Origin of the sequence: Sphingomonas telluris, assembly GCF_022568775.1 — a bacterium.
In the GTDB taxonomy this organism is placed as follows: domain Bacteria; phylum Pseudomonadota; class Alphaproteobacteria; order Sphingomonadales; family Sphingomonadaceae; genus Sphingomicrobium; species Sphingomicrobium telluris.
In genome coordinates this window covers 87,493-108,645 of record NZ_JAKZHW010000001.1, presented here as the reverse complement: position 1 = coordinate 108,645, position 21,153 = coordinate 87,493, and the positions used below count along the sequence as shown (strand labels likewise).

Here is a 21,153-nt window from a genome sequence, read left to right as displayed (position 1 = left end):
TTACCCGGCGGGCGTCAGCTTCAGCAGTCGCCCGCCGTCCCCGTCTTCCAGCAAATAGACCTCGCCCTTCGGACCCTCGTCCACGGCGCGAATGCGTGCGCCAAGGTCCCACTGATCCGCCTTCTTGGCCTGATCGCCGTTGATGTCGACGCGGATCAAGGCCTGTGCCGAGAGCGCCGGGATCAGGGCGTCCCCCTTCCACTTCGGGAACAGGTCGCCCTTGTAAATCAGCAGCCCGCCCGGAGAGATGGACGGGTTCCACCAGACCTTCGGCTCTTCGAAACCCTGTCCCTTATGGTCGTCGGGAATGTCGCGGCCGTCGTAGTGTGAACCGTAGGACGCCTTGGGCCAGCCGTAATTCTTGCCCTGCAGGATGAGATTGACCTCATCGCCGCCGCGCGGGCCCATTTCGCTTTCCCAGAGGCGGCCGTCGGCTGCGAAGTCGGTACCGAGCACGTTGCGGTGGCCCATCGAATAGTAACGGCCGCCGATGCGCTGCCCCTCGTCGGTCAAATGGATGATCTTGCCGAGATCGACGTTCGGGTCCTGTGCCGGCTCGAACTGGAAACGCTCGCCGCTGCTGACGAACAGCGTTCCATCGGGCGCGAAAGCGATGCGCTCCGAATAATGGTTGCCGCCTTTCACCTTGGGTTCCTGGCGCCAGATGACCTTGAAGCCTTCCAGGTGCGGGTGCCCCGTCCCGAGAATCAGCCGTCCGTATCCAACGACCGCACCGCTCGTTCCGTCAGGGCCCTCCTCAGGGAAGCTGAGGTAAATGCGCTGATTGCCGGCGAATGCCGGATGCGCGACGACATCGGCAAGCCCGCCCTGCCCTTCCACGTGCACCTTCGGCACGCCGGCAACTTCCTGCTTCTGACCTGTCGCAACGTTGAGGAGCCACAACTTGCCGGCCTTCTCAGTCACGAGGGCCATGTTCGTTTTCGGAACGCCGCTCCCCGGTAGAAAGTCCATGGCCCACGGACCGTCGAAGCGCGTTACCTCCGAAACAGTGAAGGGCTTCTTGGCCGAGGCCTGCTGGCTTGGAGCAATTCCACAAGCGGCAAGAACCAAGAGCGCCGCGCCTTGCATTAAGCGTAGGGTCATCCAATCTGTTCCTTAGACGTAACGGTCGGCCAACATGGTCGGCCAAGATAGGCTAAACATGCAACCTTGCAGCCTACTCTCGCTGGCGACTGCGGTTCCACCGCATGTGGTCGAGCAGCAGGAAGCCAAGGTCCGGGCCCGCGAGGCTTTCGGCGGCAACAAGGCCCTGTTCGACCGCCTGTCGGGCGTGTTCGACAATGCCGGGATCGCCCAGCGTCACATCGTTGCTCCCCAGGATTGGTACATGTCGCCGCATGGCTGGCATGACCGCAACGCCGTCTATCTGGAAGCCGCCGAGAGCCTGTTCATCGAGGCTGCGAGCGCGGCCATCGAAAAGGCGGGGCTGAAGCCGGACGAGATCGACGGCGTGGTCACGGTTTCGACCACTGGCATCGCGACGCCAAGCCTGGAAGCCAGGGCCGGTCCGCGTCTCGGCCTGCGCGACGATGTCCGGCGCGTCCCCGTGTTTGGCCTCGGCTGCGCGGGCGGTGTGAATGGCCTTGCCACCACCTCGCGGCTGGCCGTCGCCGAGCCGGGCACGAACTGGTTGTTCGTCACGGTCGAGACCTGCTCCATCTCGATCCGCCTCGACAGCGCCGATCCGGCGGCGATCGTCGCTACCGCTCTGTTCGGCGATGGAGCGGCAGCCGCGGTCGTGACGAGCGGCGAGCACAGCATCGCGCGGATCAAGGGCGCCGCGGAAAAGCTCTTTCCGGACACGCTGCGGATCATGGGCTGGGACGTCGAGGACCCGGGGCTCGCCGTCGTCTTCGATCGCGCGATCCCGCCTTTCATCGAGGAGCATCTCGCGCAAACCGTCGACGAGATGTGCGCCAAGCTCGGCGTCAGGCTGGAGGACATCGACCGGCTCTGCAGCCACCCGGGCGGCGTAAAGGTCATCGACGCCATCGAGACCGCGCTGCACCTCAACCAGGGCGAGCTCAACATCGAGCGCGAGGTGCTACGCGACTACGGGAACATGAGCGCGCCGACGGTGATGTTCGTGCTCGACCGACTGTTAAAGCAGGGTCTTCCCGATCGCGTACTGATGACGGCGTTTGGGCCTGGCTTCACCTGCGCCAGCCTGCTGCTCGAAGCCGCGTGATCCTCAACGCCGCCGTTCTCGGCCTGGTCACTCTGTCACGCCTCGTCGAACTGCCGATCGCGCGCGCCAACACGCAGCGTCTTCTGGCCGAGGGTGGGCATGAGGTCGCGCCCGGCCATTACCCCCTGATCGTCGCGCTTCACGCGGCGTGGCTGACGAGCCTGTGGCTGCTGGCGCTCAACCGGCCCGTGAATCTGCCCCTGCTCGCGCTCTTTGGGCTCGTGGAGTGCGGCCGAATCTGGGTGCTTCATTCACTCGGCCGGCGCTGGACGACGCGCATGGTCGTCGTTCCCGGCGAGACCCTGGTCGCGCGCGGCCCCTACCGCTTCGTCCGCCATCCCAATTATACGGTGGTCGTCGCAGAGATTGCCCTGCTGCCCCTCGTCTTCGGACTGTGGCAGGTCGCGCTGGTCTTCAGCCTGCTCAACGCGGCCATCCTGGCCGTCCGCATCCGCGCCGAAAACGATGCCCTGCGCAGCTTGCGCGGCTAGCTGTTCACGCCTATATCGCACTCCTCTCCTCGACATCGTTAGATGCCTGAGGCTGGGGCCCCACGGTCCCGGTCCGAGAGTGTTTGTAAGTTCGTCCAAAGGAAAAACGTGGCCGATACCGCCGCACTGAACCGACTGCTTGAGCCCGAGATCGAAAGCCTCGGCTATCGGCTTGTGCGCGTCGCGTTGATCGGCGGCAAGTCGGACCCTACACTGCAGATCATGGCGGAGAAGCCGTCGACGAGGCAGCTCGATCTTTCGGATTGCGAAGTGATTTCCCGCCGCCTGTCGGAAACGCTGGACCGGCTGGAAGCCGAAGGTAGCGACCCGATCGAGGGCAGCTACCGCCTGGAAGTTTCCTCACCGGGAATCGATCGTCCGCTCACCCGCCTCGCCGACTTTGAGGACTGGAAGGGCCATGAGGCGCGGATCGCGCTTGCCGAGCCGCTGAACGGCCGCAAGCAATTCGCCGGCGAGATTTCAGGTGCCGAGGGCGACACTGTTCGTCTCACCGGCAAGGATGGCGTCGACTACGCTATCCCGTTTGCCTCCATTCACTCGGCGAAGCTCCTGCTCACCGACAAGCTTATTGCTTCAACCGCGCCGCTCAGCACCGAGGGCGCCGATACCATTCAGACTGTAGAGGACTAATTCATGGCCACCGCCGCACCGCCCGTCGCATCCGCCAACAAGGCCGAGCTGCTCGCCATCGCCGACGCCGTTGCGCGTGAGAAGCTGATCGACCGCGGCATCGTGATCGAGGCGATGGAGGACGCCATCCAGCGCGCCGCACGGGCCCGCTACGGCGCCGAGAACGACATTCGCGCCAAGCTCGACCCCAACACCGGCGACCTCCGCCTGTGGCGCGTCCTCGAAGTGACCGAGGAAGTCGAGGACCACTTCAAGCAGATCGACCCGAAGGGTGCGCAGAAGCTTCAGAAGGGTGCCAGCGTCGGCGACTTCATCGTCGATCCCCTGCCCCCGATCGAGTTCGGCCGCATCGCCGCTCAGGCCGCCAAGCAGGTGATCTTCCAGAAGGTCCGCGACGCCGAGCGCGAGCGCCAGTATGAGGAATTCAAGGATCGCGCGAACGAGGTCATCACCGGCGTCGTCAAGCGCGTCGAGTTCGGCCATGTCGTCGTCGACCTTGGCCGGGCGGAAGGCGTCATCCGTCGCGATCAGCAGATCCCGCGCGAGATGGTCCGTGTCGGCGACCGTATCCGTTCGCTGATCCTGCGCGTCGCACGCGAAGCCCGCGGCCCGCAGATCTTCCTTAGCCGCGCGCACCCCGAGTTCATGAAGAAGCTGTTCGCTCAGGAAGTGCCTGAGATTTACGACGGCATCATCGAAATCAAGGCGGCCGCTCGCGATCCGGGCAGCCGCGCCAAGATCGGCGTGATCAGCCACGACAGCTCGATCGATCCGGTCGGCGCCTGCGTCGGCATGAAGGGCAGCCGCGTGCAGGCCGTCGTCCAGGAGTTGCAGGGCGAGAAGATCGACATCATTCCGTGGAGCGAAGATACCGCGACCTTCGTCGTCAACGCGCTCCAGCCCGCGACCGTCAGCCGCGTCGTTATCGACGAGGAAGACAATCGCATCGAGGTCGTGGTGCCTGACGACCAGCTCAGCCTCGCCATTGGGCGCCGCGGCCAGAACGTGCGTCTCGCCAGCCAGCTGACGACCTCGCAGATCGACATCCTCACGGAAGCCGACGCCAGCGAGAAGCGTCAGCGCGAGTTCGTCGAGCGATCCGAGATGTTCCAGACCGAGCTCGACGTCGATGAGACACTCGCCCAGCTGCTGGTGGCCGAAGGCTTCACGAGCCTGGAAGAGGTTGCTTACGTCTCTATCGACGAGATCGCCTCGATCGAGGGCCTCGACGACGAGATCGCCGGCGAACTTCAGAGCCGCGCCGCCGAAGGTCTGGAGCGCCGCGAAGCCGCTGCCCGCGAAGAGCGCCGCGGCCTCGGCGTCGAGGATGCTCTCGCCGAGCTTCCGCACCTGACCGAGCAGATGCTCGTCACGCTCGGCAAGGCTAACATCCGCACGCTCGACGATCTCGCCGACCTGGCGACGGACGAGCTCATCCAGAAGAAGCGGCAGGAACCGCGCCGCCGTCAGGAGAGCAGCCGCTCCGAAGACAAGGGCGGGATCCTCGCCGAATATGGCCTGAGCGAAGAGCAGGGCAACGAGATCATCATGGCCGCCCGCGCGCACTGGTTCGAGGACGAGGACGCCGGCACGCCCGCAGCGCAGGAGGACGCGGTTGCGGGCCAGGAGCAATGATCCGCTAGAAGCGCACGTTCCGGAGCGCACCTGCATCCTCTCACGGCGGATGGCGTCGCGGGAGGATCTGATCCGGCTCGCGCTCGGACCTGACGGAAGCGTTGCACCAGACGTCCGCGCCCGCGCGCCCGGGCGCGGCGCATGGATCGGCGTCGGCCGCGTCGAACTCGACGAGGCGAATGCCAAAGGACGCCTGAAGGGCGCCCTCGCCCGCGCATTCAAGACGAAGGACGTGGAGGTCCCGGCCGATCTCGGCGAACGCATTGCCCAGGCGCTTCGCCAGGCGACGCTCGACCGGCTCGGCATGGAGGCGCGCTCCGGCAACCTGATCAACGGCTCTGACCGGGTCGAGACCGCGGCGCGCCAGGGAAGCGTCCAGCTGCTGATCCATGCGGCCGATGCCGGTGAGGACGGGCGGCGCAAGCTGGACCAGGCCTGGCGCGTTGGCGGACCGGACGAAATCGTTAACAAGAACGGCGGACAAGGCCTTCTTTTTCCCGAGGAACGCACCATCTTGTCCATGGCCTTGGGGCGCGAGAATGTGGTACATATCGCGCTGACCGATCGTGCTGCCGCAGCGCGTGTTCTCCACGCGCTCTCGCGGTGGCGCGCTTTCATTGAACCCCGTGCCGGTCTAGAGCGCGGCGACGCCGCCTCTGGCCGTTACTCGGCTGAAGCAGATTTGACGAAGGAATAGAATGACCGACCAGACCGAAAAACCGAAGCTTGGAACCCGGCCGCCGCTGGGGCTCAAGCGCACGGTCGAGACCGGCAAGGTCAAGCAGAGCTTTAGCCACGGGCGTTCGAACACGGTCGTCGTGGAGGTCAAGAAGCGCCGCATCCTTGGCCGTCCGGGCGAAGCTCCGCCTGCCGAGGCTCCGAAGCCCGAACCGGTCGCAGAGGCTCCGAAGCCGGCGCCGAAGCCGACGCCCGCCCCGGCTCCGCAGCCGAAGCGGACCAGCCCGGCGGACGACATTGCCGCGCGCAAGGAAATGCAGGCCCGCCTGCTGCGCGAGGCCGAAGAAGCACGTCTTGCGTCACTTGAGGAAGCTCGCCGCCGCGACGACCGCAAGCGCACGGAGCAGAGCGAGGAAGAGAAGCGCCGCGCCGAGGACAACCGCAAGGCGGAAGAGGCGGCCGCCGAGGAAGCTCGCCGCCAGGCCGAAGAAGCTGCTCGCGCTGCCGAGGCCGAAGCTGCAGCCGCTGCGGCACCTGCTCCGGCCGTCGAGGTCGAAGAGGAAGATCGTGCAGTTCGCCGCCCCGGTGGGCACGCCCCTTCTCCCGCTCCGCGCAGGCCGGAGCCTGCTCGTCCGAGCCGCGGCCGCGGTGACGACCGCCGCCATCATGGCAAACTCACTGTCACCCGCGCCCTCTCGGGCGAGGACGACAGCCGCGCCCGTTCGCTCGCAGCGCTTCGTCGCGCCCGCGAGAAGGAAAAGCGCGCTCATCAGCAGTCCGGACCTGCCGCCAAGCAATATCGCGACGTCGACGTTCCCGAGGCGATCACCGTCCAGGAACTCGCGAAGCGCATGGGTGAGCGCGGCGCCGACCTGGTGAAGGCGCTGTTCAAGATGGGCACGCCCGTCACGATCACCGAGACGATTGACCAGGACACGGCCGAGCTGCTGATCGAAGAGTTCGGCCACCGCATCAATCGCGTCAGCGAGGCGGACATCGACATCGACACGTCGACCGACGTCGACGCGGAGGAAACGCTCAAGCCGCGTCCGCCGGTGGTGACGATCATGGGTCACGTCGATCACGGCAAGACGTCGCTGCTCGACGCCATCCGCGGTGCGTCTGTCCAGTCGGGCGAGGCCGGCGGCATCACGCAGCACATCGGCGCCTATCAGGTGAGCCTGCCCGACAAGTCGAAGGTCACCTTCCTCGACACGCCGGGCCACGAAGCCTTCTCCGAGATGCGTGCGCGTGGTGCGAACGTGACGGACATCGTCATCCTGGTGGTGGCGGCCGACGACGGCCTGCGCCCGCAGACGATCGAAGCTATCAATCACACCAAGGCCGCCGGCGTTCCGATGATCGTCGCGATCAACAAGGTGGATAAACCGGAAGCCAAGCCGCAGAAGGTCCGCGAGGAGCTGCTGCAGCACGAGATCATCGTCGAGGACATGGGCGGCGAGGTCCAGGACGTGGAAGTCTCCGCGACCAAGAAGACCGGCCTCGACAAGCTTCTCGAAGCCATTGAGCTCCAGGCCGAAATCCTGGAACTGAAGGCCAACCCCGACCGTGCCGCCGAAGGCACGGTTATCGAGGCCAAGCTCGACAAGGGCCGCGGTCCGCTGGCAACCGTGCTCGTTCAGCGCGGCACGCTGCGCGTCGGCGACGTATTCGTGGCGGGCGCATCGAGCGGCAAGGTTCGCGCGATGATCGACGACAAGGGACGCCAGGTGAAGGAGGCCGGTCCGTCCTTCCCGGTCGAGGTTCTCGGCCTGTCGGCGGTGCCGTCGGCCGGCGATCCGTTCACGGTCGTCGAGAACGAGGCCCGTGCGCGCGAAGTCGCCGACTATCGCAAGGGCGTCCTCGACAAGAAGCGCACGACTGCAGCGCCGGTCAGCATCGAGAACATGTTCTCGGCGCACGCCTCGACGATCAAGGAAGTCCCCTTGGTCATCAAGGCGGACGTGCAGGGCTCGGTCGAAGCGATCGTCCAGGCCCTCAATCGCCTGGGTACAGACGAGGTGCGCGTGCGAATCCTCAATTCGGGCGTCGGCGCCATCACCGAGAGCGATGTCACGCTGGCAAGCGCGAGCGGAGCGCCCATCATCGGCTTCAACGTCCGCCCCAATGCCAAGGCGCGCGAAGTCGCGAACCGGACCAAGGTCGAGTTCCGCTACTACGACGTCATCTATCACCTGACCGACTGGGTGAAGGGCGCGATGGAGGGCGAACTTGGCCCGGAGATCATCGAGACGGTGGTCGGCCGCGCCAGAGTCCAGGAGGTGTTCCCGGCCGGCAAGCGCGACAAAGCGGCAGGCCTGCTCGTTCTCGAAGGCATCATCCGCAAGGGCCTCAACGCGCGTCTCACGCGCGAAGACGTCATCGTGTCGAAGACGACCATCAGCTCGCTCCGGCGCTTCAAGGACGACGTGGCGGAAGTCACGTCCGGCCTCGAGTGCGGTGTGCTGCTGGCCGACACCAACGACATCAAGCCGGGTGACTCGCTCGAAATCTTCGAAGTCGAGGAGCGCGCGCGGACGCTTTGAGCGAGAAGCGAGCGGAAGACGAGCAGCAGCGCGACGAGGCTGTGGAAACCGCCCGTGGTTGCCTGCACGACTTGGCCGGTTGTTTGCCTTTTCCGGTGATCGCGATGTTCGTAATTATCCCGTTGCTGCTTAGGTAAGCCATGCGCCGTCAGGAAACAGCAGAGGGCCGCTCGGTCCGCCTCCTCCGCGTCGGAGAGCAGGTGCGTCACGTGCTGAGCGAATTGCTTCAGCGCGGCGATGTACATGACGACGTCCTTCAGTCGCATCTCGTGAGCGTCACCGAAGTCCGCATGTCGCCGGACCTTCGCCACGCGACCGTCTTCGTGAAGCCGCTGCTGGGTCAGGATGAGGAAGCCGTGCTGAAGGCGCTGCGGCGGAACACCGCTTTCCTCCAGCGCGAAGTCGCCCATCGCGTGCGCACGAAATACGCTGCGAAGCTGAAGTTCATCGCCGACGAAAGCTTCGACGAGGGCAGCCACATCGACCGCATCCTTCGGTCCGAGCATGTTGCGCAGGATTTCGACGAGGAATGATCGACTGGGATCGGCTCGCTGAGCCCATGACAGGCGATGGCTGCCGTGCCGAGCTGGTCACCGACGAACATCTCGAAGCCCTGAAGGCGGCATGCGCGGAAGACCGCGCCATCTGGGCAATTTACGCCAATGACTTCGGCCCCGAGGGCTTCGACGAAAGCATAGCCTTCTATCGCTCCAACCCGCGCAATCGCACCTTCCTGCTTTTCGAAGGCGACGAGTTGGCCGGAATGTCCAGCTTCCTCGGCATCGACGAGGGACGCCAGGTGCTCGAGATCGGCGGCACCTACCACCGCCCCCACTTGCGCGGCACCGGCTTCAACCGGCGCGTGAAAGACATGATGCTACAGCGCGCCTTCGAGTGCGGAATCCGCCGGGTCGAGTTCCGCGTCGACCGCCGCAACGAGCGCAGCCAGGCCGCGATGAAGAAGCTCGGGGCGGTCCGCGAAGGCATCCTCCGCTCGGACCGCATCACCTGGAACGGCTACGTCCGCGACACGGTGCTGTTCGCCATCCTCAAGGACGAGTGGCCGGTTTGAACCGCTGCCGCTAAGCGTGGCAGCGATGGCGAAGCTCTATTTCTACTACGCGGCGATGAATGCGGGGAAGTCGACGACGCTGCTCCAAGCGGACTTCAACTATCGCGAGCGCGGCATGGAGACGATGCTGTGGACGGCCGCGTTGGACGATCGCTCGGGCAGCGGCACGATCGGTTCACGCATCGCCTTGTCGGCGCCTGCGCATACATATGACGACGGTGTCGATTTGCTCGTGGCCATCGGCGAGGAGCTGAAACGACGGAGCGTCGACTGCGTGCTCGTCGACGAGGCGCAGTTTTTGTCGCAGCGCCACGTCCTGCAACTCTGCGAAGTCGCGGACCGGCTCGGCATTCCCGTGCTTTGTTACGGCCTGCGCACCGACTTCCAGGCGAAGTTGTTCCCCGGCTCGGCTGCGCTGCTGGCACTCGCCGACAGCCTCATCGAGCTAAAGGCCGTGTGCGAATGCGGGCGAAAGGCGACGATGAACCTGCGCGTCGACGAAGAAGGCTTTGCGGTCTCACGCGGTGCCCAGACCGAGATCGGCGGGAACGACCGATACATCGCGCTGTGCCGCAAGCATTTCTTCGACCGCCTGAAGGACAGCGAAGCCCGGCAGCTTTCGCTGGGCCTGCCTCGCGCGCAGTGATCAACGGCTGGCTCATTCTCGACAAGCCGGTTGGGCTCGGCTCGACCCAGGCTGTCTCCGCCGTAAAGCGCGCGCTGCGCGAAGCCGGAGAGCCCAAGCACAAGGTCGGCCACGGCGGCACGCTCGATCCGCTCGCAAGCGGCGTTCTTCCCATCGCCATCGGCGAAGCGACGAAACTTTGCGGGCGAATGCTCGACGCGTCCAAATCGTACGAGTTCACCGTTCGTTTCGGCGAGGAGACCGACACGCTCGACGGCGAGGGCCAAGTGATCGCTATCAGCGACGTCCGTCCGCGGCGGGATCAGATCGAGACCGTCATCGACGCGTTCACGGGTGACATCGAGCAGGTCCCGCCTGCCTACTCGGCGCTCAAGGTCGGCGGAAAGGCCGCCTACGCCCGGGCACGCGCGGGTGAGGAAGTGCAGCTCGCCTCCCGCAAGGTCACGATCTTCGAGTTCCTCCTCCACGATACGACGCCGGACAGCGCGACGTTCCACGCCCGCGTCTCGAAGGGGACCTACATCCGCTCGCTGGCCCGCGACATTGCGCACGCGTTGAATACGGTGGGTCACGTCACCATGTTAAGGAGGACGCGAGCCGGCCCGTTCGGGCTCGAAAAGGCCATTTCACTGGACTTTCTTGCCGAAGCCGCTAAGGCGCGGCGGCTGATTGGGGCGGTACTTCCGCTGGAAGCGGCGCTGGACGACATCCCGGCCCTCCCCATCACTCCCGACCAGGCACAACTGCTCCGCTTTGGACAGCGCCTAGTCGGTTTCCCCGAAAAGCCGGGGCTTCAGCTGGCGACAGAGGGCGGACGCCCGGTCGCTCTGGTCGAAGCACTGGCCGACGGCCTGAAGGTCGTCCGGGGCTTCAACGTCTAGAGATAAGGAGTTTGACGATGTCGATTACTGCTGAGCGCAAGACTGCGCTGATCAAGGAACATGCCCGCGGTTCGGGCGATACCGGTTCTCCCGAAGTGCAGGTCGCAATCCTCACGGAGCGCATCAACAACCTGACCCAGCACTTCAAGAGCCACGCCAAGGACAACCATTCGCGTCGCGGACTTCTGATGCTGGTCAACCAGCGCCGTTCGCTGCTGGATTACCTCCGCGGCAAGGACGAGAGCCGTTACACGGACCTCATCGCGAAGTTGGGCCTCCGCAAGTAACAAACACCATTCAGCGGCCCCCTTTCCGGGGCCGCTTCATTATCGACAAGTCCCGCAATTCGGTGGGGCGTCGAGGGGCCGGACAGACGCCCCGAACCGAGCGAGCCGGACAGCTCGCGCTAGCTGCCCCCGCCGGCATTCGGCCGCGGGAAAAGGAAAGCAAATGTTCGATATCAAGACTGTAGAAACCGAGATCGGCGGCAAGACGCTGAAGCTCGAAACGGGCCGCGTGGCCCGCCAGGCCGACGGCGCGGTGCTCGCGACGCTCGGCGAAACCGTAGTGCTTTGCGCCGTTACCGCCGCAAAGTCGGTCAAGCCGGGCCAGGACTTCTTCCCGCTGACCGTCCACTACCAGGAAAAGTTCTCCGCTGCCGGCCGCATCCCGGGCGGCTTCTTCAAGCGTGAGCGCGGCGCGACCGAAAAGGAAACGCTGACCAGCCGCCTGATCGACCGTCCGATCCGCCCGCTGTTCCCCGAAGGCTTCTACAACGAAGTCCTCGTGATCGCGCAGGTCCTCTCCTACGACGGCGAGAACGAGCCCGACATCCTCGCGATGATCGCCGCTTCGGCTGCGCTGACCATTTCCGGCGTTCCGTTCCTCGGCCCGATCGGCGGCGCCCGCGTCGGCTTCGTCGATGGCGAGTACGTCCTCAACCCCAGCCAGGCGCAAATCGCCGAAGGCCAGCTCGACCTCGTCATGGCCGGCACCCCGAACGCCGTGATGATGGTGGAATCGGAAGCCAAGGAGCTTTCCGAAGAGCAGATGCTCGGCGCCGTCATGTTCGGCCACGCTGCCAGCCAGAAGGTCTGCAACCTCATCATCGACCTCGCCGAGAAGGCCGCGAAGGAGCCTTGGGAGCTCGCGCAGACCGAGGGCAAGGCCGAGATCAAGGCCAAGCTCAAGCAGCTCATCGGCGCCGACATCGAGGCAGCCTACCGCACGACGTCGAAGTCTGAGCGTTCGGCTCTGCTCAACGCCGCTCGCGAGAAGGCCAAGGAGGCCTTCGCCGACGCCGATCCGCAGGAGCAGCTCGTCGCCGCCAAGGCGGTGAAGAGCCTCGAGGCCGACATCGTTCGCACGGCCATCCTCAAGGAAGGCCGCCGCATCGACGGCCGCGACACCAAGACCGTCCGTCCGATCGAGTCCATGGTCGGCTTCCTCCCGCGCACGCACGGCTCGGCCCTGTTCACGCGCGGCGAGACGCAGGCGATCGTGACGACGACGCTCGGCACCAAGGACGCCGAACAGATGATCGACGGCCTGGAGGGCCTCTCCTACCAGCGCTTCATGCTGCACTATAACTTCCCGCCCTATTCGGTCGGTGAAGTGGGCCGCTTCGGCGCCCCGGGCCGTCGCGAAGTCGGCCACGGCAAGCTGGCATGGCGCGCCCTGCACCCGATGCTGCCGAGCATCGAGGAGTTCCCGTATACGATCCGCGTCCTCAGCGACATCACTGAGAGCAACGGCTCCTCGTCGATGGCGACGGTTTGCGGCGGTTCGCTCGCCCTCATGGACGCCGGCGTTCCGCTCAAGCGTCCGGTTGCCGGCATCGCGATGGGCCTTATCCTCGAAGGCAAGGACTTCGCGGTGATCAGCGACATCCTGGGTGACGAAGATCACCTGGGCGACATGGACTTCAAGGTCGCGGGAACGTCGGAAGGCGTCACCTCGCTGCAGATGGACATCAAGGTCGCCGGCATTACCGAGGAGATCATGAAGACCGCTCTCGCCCAAGCGAAGGACGGCCGTGCTCACATCCTCGGCGAGATGGCGAAGGCCCTCGATCACACGCGCACCGAGCTTTCGGCTCACGCGCCGCGCATTGAGACCATGTCCATTCCGAAGGACAAGATCCGCGAAGTCATCGGCACCGGCGGCAAGGTCATCCGCGAAATCGTCGCGACGACCGGCGCCAAGGTCGACATCGACGACGAGGGCCTGATCAAGATCAGCTCGTCGGACCTGTCGCAGATCGAGGCTGCCCGCCAGTGGATCCACGGCATCGTCGCGGAGCCGGAAGTCGGCACGATCTACACCGGCAAGGTTGCGAGCCTCGTCGACTTCGGGGCGTTCGTGACCTTCATGCCGGGCAAGGACGGTCTGGTGCACGTTTCGGAAATCAAAAACGAGCGTGTCGAGAACGTCCGCGACGCCCTGAGCGAAGGCCAGGAAGTGAAGGTCAAGCTGCTCGAGGTCGATCAGCGTGGAAAGGTTCGCCTGTCCATGCGTCTCGTCGACCAGGAGACTGGCGAAGAGCTTCCCGACACGCGTCCGCCGAGGGAGCCGCGTGAAGGCGGCGACCGTGGCCCGCGTGGCGACCGTGGTGATCGTGGCCGTCCTGGCCGCGACCGTGGTGGACGCGACGATCGCGGCCCGCGCCGTGACCGTGGCGACCGCGGCGACCGTGGACCCCGCGGCGAAGGCCGTGGCGACCGCGGCCCCCGCCGGGACCGCGAAGGCGGCGAGAACGAGGGCAATGCCCCCGAGTTCGCCCCGGCGTTCCTGACGGGCGGCAACGACGAAGACTAAGTCTCGTCGTCAGCTCTGCTGAATTGAGAAGGCCTCGCGAGCGATCGCGGGGCCTTTTCGTTTACCGCTGAGGCTGCTCCGGAATCGGAGCCGGCGGGGGTGATTCCGCTTGCTGGATCACCGGTGGAGCGTGGCAATAGGATTCCAGCCGCGGCGAAACGCCCTGCTGCACGACCTTGAGATCCTCTTTCGGCACCGCCTTCAAGAAGGCCGCGTAGGCGCCCCAATATTGCGCCTCGCGCTCGCGACTTAAGCGCTGCCCAGCTTGCTCGGCGGCCTTGCTCTCGCGTTCGTATGGCTGCGTCACGTCCTTGTAGAAGGCCCGGGCCTTTGTCGCCGTGTCCGGGGGGAGATTGTCAGGCGACCATGTGTAGTCCGGAGCGCAGATGTCGACGGCCTTGGACGAGGCCTCTTTCGCAGGCTCGGGCGGCGGCTTGGGAGCGTGTTTTTGGCCGATCTCCCGCCCGACGCTCGTCTTCACGTTTCCGGCCTGGTCGATTTCGATCATCTTCTGGCCGCTGCCATTTGCAGCATTCGCGGCGAGGCCGGCCACTAGGACTCCCAAGGCGAAACTCTTCATCGCAACGCCCCCTTGATGCTCAATCATACGCCTGAGCAGCATCACGCTCAACAAACGCTCACCTAGGTTATCAAGATTCCCGATGATGTGCGGGTAGACCGGCTGCGGACTCTTCGTCGGCGTATCTCGAAGAGGATCCAGTTTCGGCCGTGCGTCGCTTTGTTGCGGCCGTTGCGCGGTGCGATCCGGACGAGCCTGGCTGGTCCGGGTCGCCCCTTCAGCCTTGCAGCCTCGCCTGTAGGCGGACGGCGTCGATCAACCTCCGGATTTCCTCGACCACAGACTGCAGTGCGGCCCGCACGTCTTCGGTCTCCGCCAGCTCCGCATGACGATCAAGCTCGGTCGTCAGCGCAGCAATCCGTTCGACATTCGCCAGCAGCCTGTCGGGCAACCCATATTCCGGCGCTTCATTGTCGTGGACCAGCTTCAGCCGTGGACCATTGCCCTGACACGATCCGGCAGGTTCGAGATCCTGGACTCCGCGAGCGCAAAGAATCGCGTGAGCGACATGTCCCGTGATCATGTCGATTGCCCGGATTTCCTCTTCGGACGGCGCACCCACCGAGCCGTGATAGATGGCAAACGTGCCGAGGATCGAGCCGTCATCGGCGCGGATCGGCGTCGACCAGCATGACCGCAAGCCGTGCGGCAAAGCGAGTTGGCGATACTCGGCCCAAAGCGGATCGGAACCAATGTCGGCGACGTAGACCGGCTTGCCGAAATAAGCGGCGGTCCCGCAGGAACCCGCGCGTGGTCCGATTTCCGATCCGTCGATCGCCTCGCGATAGCAAATCGGAAGGCTCGGCCCCGCCCCATGCGACAGGCGCTTGCCGTCATCGCTCAGTAACAGGATCGAGGTAATGAGGTCCCGGTCGCCCATCTGCTCGACGGTCCGCAAGTGGCGGCTGAGCACGTGCTCCAGGCTGTCCCCGCGCGTAAGTTCGGACGGCACCTGGCTGCCGCGCATCTCCAGCGATTCTCGAAGCCCGGCCGCGAAAGGCATCGACCTCTCCCTAAGCTACCCAGAGGGCGAAACCCTCGGCACCATAATAGGACGCCCGGCACGGTCCACCCCTAAGATTAACGCAAATTATCCAAGCGCTTCGCGCCGCAAAATACTGGCGGACCCTTAGGCGGGCGGGAGAATCCCGAGAGTGAGAATCAGGGCTAACCCTGTTCTCCTGAAGCGTCACAGGACGCCAAACGTCCAGCCCTCCGTCCTCGCGATTTCCGCCGTCAATCCTTCGGGATCGAAGGCGCGTGGCTCCTGCCGGGCGAGTGCCCGCATTCCGGCAGCCGTGACCAGCGCATCGGTCTGATGATCGTTGGGCTCGAAGGTCAATCGTACGGGCCTGCTGCCTAGGCCTTCCAAGGCGCTGTTGAGGGCCGCGCGCGTGCGGAGCTTGGTCCCCGTCATGCCCGCGCGGCGCAGGTAGATGCGCGTGTAGATTTCGACGACAGCGCTGCCCGTCTTCGGAAGCGGGTCCATCGGGAAGATCGCAACCTTGCCGTCGAGGCGGTGCAGCAGCCGCATTCCAGAAAAGCTGGCCTTCGCCACCTGAGCCGCCCCGATCGCGTCATAGGCACTCGCCGTCTTGCGACCACCCTGCGCATTGAGCCGAGCGTCGCACTGGCGGAAGCGCACGAAGTCCGACTTCACCCCGTCGGCGATGCCGAAGTAGAAGTGGCGACGGTGCGCGATCTCGAGGAAGCTCGCGGCGCCCAGGTCTTCATCGTCGCAGAGCGCGTCGACGTAGGCCCAGAACTCACGCGCGGTCCTCGGAACTTCGGGTTCGCCGATTAGATACTCACCCCGCTCCACAATCGGGGGAGCGAAGCTGAAATCGAAACCGAACAGCGTCGGCTCTTTCTCCGCCCGTTTGAGGAGCCAATGCAGCACCTCCTCGCGCGACCAGACATGTCCCGGCCGAATCAGACGGGGCGGTGCGTCGTGCCTCGCCTCCGCAATCGCGATGCCCTTGTGCCGCCGCCCTTTCGCACCGGACCAATCGATTGCAACGAAGCTCTCGAAATCAGGGGCGCGCGCCAAAGTCTCTCTGCTGCGCTTTGCTTAGGCGGTCCCACCAGGCGCGGCTGATGACGCTCTCGATCCGCTCGCGCTCACTGCTGCCGAAGCGGACCAGTACTGCCGGCCAGCCGCTGTAATGCGGCGTCTCCCAGAATGTGTCTGGGTCCGTCTCCATCAGGAATTCCTTCTCCTCGAGCGGAGAAGCGATGGCGAAGCTTCCCTGTTCCCGGCCCGGATAGACAAACGCCTTGCCTCGAACGCGGACGGCTGGCCGTCCGTAGCTCGTCGATTCCTCGGTGCCGGGAAGCGTCAGGGCGAAGGCCATCACGCTGTCCCAGCTGTCAAAGGGCTGGGCCGCGCTCACACCAAGGGCGGCTGGCGATCGTCCTCGCCTGTCGGCTCTGCCGGTCTCCTCAGCCGGGGCGGCGCAGGGCGACGGACCGCCGGCATCTGGTCATCCGCCCAACGTTCCAGGATTCGCGCAGCAGCGTCGCGCCCGCCGAGCCCGAACGCAATTGCCGTCGCGACCGCCGCTGAGCCGAGGATCAGGCCGAACGCCATCATCACGATTTGATCGGCGAGACCCATGAAGGTGAGGCCGATGGCGGTGAACAAGGCGATGATCGCATATTTGACGATCGTCTCGGCATAACTGGACTCGCCCGTGGAGCTTCCGACCAGCGTCGAAAGAACCCGCGCAAGGAAGATGCCCACGACGATGATCACGGTGCCGAAAATCACCTTCCCGCCGAGCGCCGTGACCTGGAACAGAAGCATGGCGGTGGAATCGCCACCGATCTTGTGCGCGGCCTCCATGATCCCGACAATGATCGCCGCGGTCATGGCGATGCTTCCAACGACCCGCGACGGCACGGAAGAGACCGGCATCACGCCGAGCGCTCTCACCGCATTGTCGAATCCCAGGCCTGGAAGGACGGTCTCGATCAGGCTCTTGCCCCAGCGACCGATCAGGAAAGCAATCGCCAGGATGATCAGTGCGGCAAGGACGTTAGGAATGGACAAGGCGATCGTCTGGAGCATCGCGGTGGCCGGGTCTGAAATGGCTGAAATCTGAAGGACCCGCAGCGCGCCGATCGCGGCGAAAATGATGATCACCGCCGAAACGGTCACTCCGACGGCCTTGGCGATCGAGCCCCGTGCCGGAGCAATGCCTTCCTGCGCGATGCCGCTCTCGTCGACCGCGAGCGGTGCATCCCCGATCGGGATGCCGGCGCGACCGAGAAGACGCTCGAGGTTGAGAGCGCCGAGCGCGGCTTCGACGACGTGCCGAACCACGCGGGCCAGGATCAGGCCGGCGAAGAAAAGGACGCCCGCGCCGATGATACGCGGAATGAATGCGAAGACCTCGTTCGTCATCACTGTGACCGGCGTCAGGACCTCGTTCAGACCCAGCGGCTGAAGCGCCGCAACCAGACCGACCAGCCAGACCAGCCAATAGGCAAGGCGGCCAAGCTCCGTGCCGACCGAGTCCACGCCCGCTTGCGGGTGACGCTTCAGGACCGGCATGCGATCGACCAGCTTTGCCACGGCCCATTGCACCGCCTTCGCGATGAAATGCGTGGCGACGAGGATGAGGATCGCGAAGACCACTCGCGGCCCCCATTGGATCAGTTGGTCACGCCAATAGGCTGCCGGAGCTTCGGTCTGATACATGCTCACCCTCCCTTATTCATCTGTCTTGTCGCGCTTTGAGCGAAGTTCGTCCCAATAAGCGATGCGCTCGCGGATCTTCGCTTCGAAGCCGCGTTCCGCTGGCTCGTAAAAGGTCTGCCGATCCATCCCCTCGGGCCAGTAGTCCTGGCCAGAAAAACCCTCATCGGCATCATGATCGTAGGCATAGCCCTTGCCGTAGCCGATGTCCTTCATAAGCCGCGTCGGCGCATTCAAAATGTGCGAGGGCGGCATCAGCGAGCCGGTCTCCTTTGCGCTTCGCCATGCACTCTTCTGCGCCATGTAGGCCGCATTCGATTTGGGAGCCGTCGCGAGGTACAGGCACGCCTGGACTATCGCGAGTTCACCTTCCGGCGAGCCGAGGAAGTCGTAGGCATCCTTCGCCGCAAGGCACTGCACCAGCGCCTGCGGATCGGCGAGACCGATATCCTCCATGGCCGCGCGCGTCAGCCTGCGCAGCACGTAAAGCGGCTCTTCGCCGGCAACGAGCATGCGCGCGAGATAGTAGAGCGAAGCCTGCGGGTCCGACCCGCGCAGGCTCTTGTGCAGCGCGGATATGAGATTGTAGTGCCCCTCGCGGTCCTTGTCGTAGACGGGCACCCGGCGATGCAGCAGCGCGGCCATCCCGGCCGGATCGAGCGGCGCATCCAGCTCGACGTCGAACAGAGTTTCGACCTGGTTGAGCAGGAAGCGGCCGTCGCCGTCCGCGCTTGCGATCAAAGCTGCGCGAGCATCCTGCGTCACGGGGAGGTCGTGGCCGACCTCGCTTTCGGCGCGTCGGATCAGCGTATCCAGCGCCGCTTCGTTGAGCCGCCTCAGGATGAGCACCTGGCAGCGCGATAGGAGCGCCGCGTTGAGCTCGAAACTGGGGTTCTCCGTCGTCGCGCCGACCAGCGTGACCGTGCCGTCCTCGACGAAGGGAAGGAAACCATCCTGCTGCGCGCGATTAAAGCGGTGGATCTCGTCAACGAAGAGCAGGGTCCTTTGACCTGCTCGTGCGGCGGTCTTCGCTTCGGCGAAGATTTTCTTGAGGTCCGCCACGCCTGAGAACACCGCCGAGATCGGCACGAAGCGCAGGCTCACGGCGTGCGCCAGCAAGCGCGAAATGCTCGTCTTGCCGGTGCCCGGCGGGCCCCACAGGATCATCGAGGAAAGCTTGCCCGCCGCGACCATGCGACCGATCGCGCCTTCGGGACCGGTCAGATGTTCCTGGCCCACGATCTCATCGAGACCCTTCGGCCGCAGACGGTCGGCAAGCGGCGCATTCGCGCTCGGTTCATCCGCCGCACGCGCTGGAATCTCCTGGTCGCTGAACAAATCGGCCATCGGCCATCCCCTTGGCGCAGCAGAATGAGGAATGCACGAGAGACTTGATCAAGATAGGTCTAAGATATATCTTAGATGCATCGAAAGGAGTCGATATGAGACATGGATATAGGGGTTGCCACCCGCGCGGACGGATCGAGATCGACGTCCCGGCGGCCGTCCTCGCAATGGGACGCCGTGGCGGGAGCTGGGGACCGTTCCACTTCGAGTGGGATAGCGATGAATGGGTGAGCGGACACCGCCGCGGCCGTGGCCGCCGCCGGATGTTCGAGTCCGGCGAGTTGCGGCTGGTCCTGCTGAAGCTGATCGCCGACGAGCCGCGCCACGGCTACGACCTGATCCGTGCCATCGAGGAGATTACCGGCGGGCGTTACGCGCCTAGCCCGGGCGTCATCTATCCGACGCTGACCCTGCTTGAAGACATGGGCCTCGTCGAAGAGGCTGCTGGCGAAGGCTCGCGCAAGCCGTTCCAGGCGACGGACGAGGGCCGCAAGCTGCTCGACGAGAGCAAGGAAGAGGTCGAGGAGCTGTTCGCGCGCCTCGCGGAGATGAAGCCGAGCGAGCGTAGCGCGGGCGGGCCGCCGATCGGCCGTGCCGTCAAGAATCTGATGACGGCGTTAAGCCAGCGCGTCAGCCGCGATGGTCTCGATGAGGAACTGCTGCACGAGATCGCGGCCATCCTCGATGAGGCGGCCCAGCGGATCGAGCGGATCAAAAAGTCCAGCGGCGACTAAGACGCTTTAGCCGCTTACGGCGCTCGATGACGCGTTCGTAAGTTTTCAGCACGGCGGAGTTGATCTGGTCCCAGTCGTAAGTTTTCGCGATGGCCAGGCCGGCTTCGCCGTGCTTCCGCTTGAGCTCCGAGTCCGAGGCGTAGGACGCCAGCTCATCCGCTATCGTTTCCACGTCCCCGGGGTCCGCGAGAAGGCCCGTCTCCCCATCACGCACGAGGTTGGTCGAACCCGTGGAATTAACGGCGATTACGGGTAGGGCCGAGGCCATGGCTTCGAGCGTGACGTTTCCAAATGCCTCGGTCACGGATGGGTTGAGCAAGACGTCCGCGCTGGCGATCGCTGTCGCCAATTCGGCGCCCCGCAGCTCACCGGTGAAGACCGCAGTGGGGATCCTCTCCTGGAACCAGGCCCGAGCTGGCCCCTCCCCGACGACGAGCACGTGATGCTTGACGCCGCGCTCGGTCAACGCGTCGATGGCGTCACCAAAAACGTCGAGCGCCTTCTCCATGACGATCCGGCCGAGGAACAGCACCGCGAATTCGTCGTCGGCGATGCCGTGGCTCCGCCGCCATTCCATGCTTCTGCGTTCCGGATTGAACTGCTGCCGATCTACGCCACGCGACCAGATGGAAATGTAGCGGTTCATGCGCTGTGCCCGCAGCACCGCGGCGGTGGACTCCGCAGGCGCGACGATCGCATCGCACCGGCGGTAGAGCCGGCGAAGGATGGCGCGAACGAGAGGTTCGAGGTTCGTGAGGCCGTAATAGTGCAGGTACGTATCGAACCTTGTGTGGACGGACGCGATCGCCGGGATCCCGCGCCTCCGCGCCCAGCTTACGGCGCGATGCGGCGAGATGTCCGGGCTCGAAATATGGATGATGTTCGGAGCGAACTCCTCAAGGTCGCGACGAACGTGCGCCGGCAGGCCAAGGGAGACGCGATATTCGGAGCGGCCGGGGATCGGTACGGACGGCAGGCTGACCAGGTCACCGGTCGCCGGAAATGCCGGATGATCAGAAGTCGGCGAATAAATGCGGACGTGGACGCCCTGCCGAAGAAGATATTCGACGAGGCGGTTCAGCGCGCCGTTCGCACCGTCGCGAACGATGTTGTAATTGCCCGAAACAAGGGCGACGCGGATTTCGTTCGGCTGCACGGGCAGCAGC

21 protein-coding genes are annotated in these 21,153 nt (G+C 64.9%); 13 read left to right on the top strand and 8 right to left on the bottom strand.

Going from position 1 to position 21,153, the window contains the following annotated elements:
- Nucleotides 1-1,089 carry a PQQ-dependent sugar dehydrogenase gene (locus LZ016_RS00540; RefSeq protein WP_277622552.1) on the bottom strand — a complete coding sequence of 363 codons (1,089 nt, stop codon included), beginning with the start codon at nt 1,087-1,089 and terminating at the stop codon, nt 1-3.
- 73 nt (nt 1,090-1,162) lie between these two features.
- On the opposite strand from LZ016_RS00540, the gene LZ016_RS00535 reads away from it, so the two are divergent.
- The 12 genes from LZ016_RS00535 (at nt 1,163) to pnp (ending at nt 13,626) form a co-directional block, all read left to right on the top strand.
- On the top strand, nt 1,163-2,209 hold the full coding sequence (locus tag LZ016_RS00535; protein ID WP_241444924.1) for a type III polyketide synthase: 1,047 nt from the start codon (nt 1,163-1,165) through the stop codon (nt 2,207-2,209).
- Complete coding sequence (locus tag LZ016_RS00530; protein WP_241444910.1) at nt 2,206-2,700, top strand: isoprenylcysteine carboxyl methyltransferase family protein; 495 nt, start codon at nt 2,206-2,208, stop codon at nt 2,698-2,700. The genes LZ016_RS00535 and LZ016_RS00530 overlap by 4 nt, the downstream gene beginning before the upstream one ends.
- A gap of 108 nt (nt 2,701-2,808) precedes the next feature.
- Nucleotides 2,809-3,351: a ribosome maturation protein RimP gene (gene rimP / locus LZ016_RS00525; protein WP_241444908.1), complete on the top strand. Its 543-nt coding sequence runs from the start codon at nt 2,809-2,811 to the stop codon at nt 3,349-3,351.
- 3 nt (nt 3,352-3,354) lie between these two features.
- Entirely contained in the window at nt 3,355-4,986 is a 1,632-nt protein-coding gene (gene nusA, locus LZ016_RS00520; RefSeq protein WP_241444906.1) for a transcription termination factor NusA, read from the top strand.
- Between the two features lie 49 nt (nt 4,987-5,035).
- Nucleotides 5,036-5,683: a DUF448 domain-containing protein gene (locus tag LZ016_RS00515; RefSeq protein ID WP_241447415.1), complete on the top strand. Its 648-nt coding sequence runs from the start codon at nt 5,036-5,038 to the stop codon at nt 5,681-5,683.
- Nucleotide 5,684: 1 nt separating this feature from the next.
- On the top strand, nt 5,685-8,210 hold the full coding sequence (infB, locus tag LZ016_RS00510) for a translation initiation factor IF-2 (RefSeq protein ID WP_241444890.1): 2,526 nt from the start codon (nt 5,685-5,687) through the stop codon (nt 8,208-8,210).
- A gap of 140 nt (nt 8,211-8,350) precedes the next feature.
- Nucleotides 8,351-8,743 carry a 30S ribosome-binding factor RbfA gene (gene rbfA / locus LZ016_RS00505; protein ID WP_241444888.1) on the top strand — a complete coding sequence of 131 codons (393 nt, stop codon included), beginning with the start codon at nt 8,351-8,353 and terminating at the stop codon, nt 8,741-8,743.
- Nucleotides 8,740-9,282 (top strand): GNAT family N-acetyltransferase, encoded by a 543-nt coding sequence (locus LZ016_RS00500; RefSeq protein WP_241444886.1) that lies wholly within the window; start codon nt 8,740-8,742, stop codon nt 9,280-9,282. Before rbfA ends, LZ016_RS00500 begins: the two co-directional genes overlap by 4 nt.
- 25 nt (nt 9,283-9,307) lie before the next feature.
- A complete protein-coding gene (locus LZ016_RS00495; RefSeq protein WP_241444884.1) occupies nt 9,308-9,928 on the top strand; it encodes a thymidine kinase in 621 nt (206 codons plus the stop codon).
- Nucleotides 9,928-10,809 carry a tRNA pseudouridine(55) synthase TruB gene (gene truB / locus LZ016_RS00490; RefSeq protein WP_241447414.1) on the top strand — a complete coding sequence of 294 codons (882 nt, stop codon included), beginning with the start codon at nt 9,928-9,930 and terminating at the stop codon, nt 10,807-10,809. Before LZ016_RS00495 ends, truB begins: the two co-directional genes overlap by 1 nt.
- Nucleotides 10,810-10,826: 17 nt before the next feature.
- Nucleotides 10,827-11,096, top strand: coding sequence for a 30S ribosomal protein S15 (gene rpsO, locus LZ016_RS00485; protein ID WP_241444875.1), 270 nt, complete (start codon nt 10,827-10,829; stop codon nt 11,094-11,096).
- A gap of 163 nt (nt 11,097-11,259) precedes the next feature.
- Complete coding sequence (gene pnp / locus LZ016_RS00480; RefSeq protein ID WP_241444873.1) at nt 11,260-13,626, top strand: polyribonucleotide nucleotidyltransferase; 2,367 nt, start codon at nt 11,260-11,262, stop codon at nt 13,624-13,626.
- A gap of 61 nt (nt 13,627-13,687) precedes the next feature.
- On the opposite strand, the gene LZ016_RS00475 is transcribed toward pnp, so the two are convergent.
- From LZ016_RS00475 to LZ016_RS00450, 6 genes are all read right to left on the bottom strand, one after another.
- Complete coding sequence (locus LZ016_RS00475) at nt 13,688-14,206, bottom strand: hypothetical protein (RefSeq protein WP_241444871.1); 519 nt, start codon at nt 14,204-14,206, stop codon at nt 13,688-13,690.
- A 217-nt stretch (nt 14,207-14,423) separates the two neighbouring features.
- Nucleotides 14,424-15,209 carry a GAF domain-containing protein gene (locus LZ016_RS00470; RefSeq protein WP_241444869.1) on the bottom strand — a complete coding sequence of 262 codons (786 nt, stop codon included), beginning with the start codon at nt 15,207-15,209 and terminating at the stop codon, nt 14,424-14,426.
- Nucleotides 15,210-15,395: 186 nt separating this feature from the next.
- Nucleotides 15,396-16,256 (bottom strand): hypothetical protein, encoded by an 861-nt coding sequence (locus LZ016_RS00465; RefSeq protein WP_241444856.1) that lies wholly within the window; start codon nt 16,254-16,256, stop codon nt 15,396-15,398.
- On the bottom strand, nt 16,240-16,560 hold the full coding sequence (locus LZ016_RS00460; RefSeq protein WP_241444846.1) for an MmcQ/YjbR family DNA-binding protein: 321 nt from the start codon (nt 16,558-16,560) through the stop codon (nt 16,240-16,242). Before LZ016_RS00460 ends, LZ016_RS00465 begins: the two co-directional genes overlap by 17 nt.
- A gap of 35 nt (nt 16,561-16,595) precedes the next feature.
- Nucleotides 16,596-17,909 carry a mechanosensitive ion channel gene (locus LZ016_RS00455; RefSeq protein WP_241444830.1) on the bottom strand — a complete coding sequence of 438 codons (1,314 nt, stop codon included), beginning with the start codon at nt 17,907-17,909 and terminating at the stop codon, nt 16,596-16,598.
- A gap of 12 nt (nt 17,910-17,921) precedes the next feature.
- Nucleotides 17,922-19,253 (bottom strand): replication-associated recombination protein A, encoded by a 1,332-nt coding sequence (locus LZ016_RS00450; RefSeq protein ID WP_241444828.1) that lies wholly within the window; start codon nt 19,251-19,253, stop codon nt 17,922-17,924.
- A 95-nt stretch (nt 19,254-19,348) separates the two neighbouring features.
- Here LZ016_RS00450 and LZ016_RS00445 point away from each other — a divergent pair, with 95 nt between their 5' ends.
- Complete coding sequence (locus LZ016_RS00445) at nt 19,349-19,987, top strand: PadR family transcriptional regulator (protein WP_241444826.1); 639 nt, start codon at nt 19,349-19,351, stop codon at nt 19,985-19,987.
- Here LZ016_RS00445 and LZ016_RS00440 read toward each other — a convergent pair.
- Nucleotides 19,965-21,143: a glycosyltransferase family 4 protein gene (locus LZ016_RS00440; RefSeq protein WP_241444817.1), complete on the bottom strand. Its 1,179-nt coding sequence runs from the start codon at nt 21,141-21,143 to the stop codon at nt 19,965-19,967. The two genes, LZ016_RS00445 and LZ016_RS00440, sit on opposite strands and share 23 nt — an antisense overlap.
- Between the last annotated feature and the right edge of the window lie 10 nt (nt 21,144-21,153).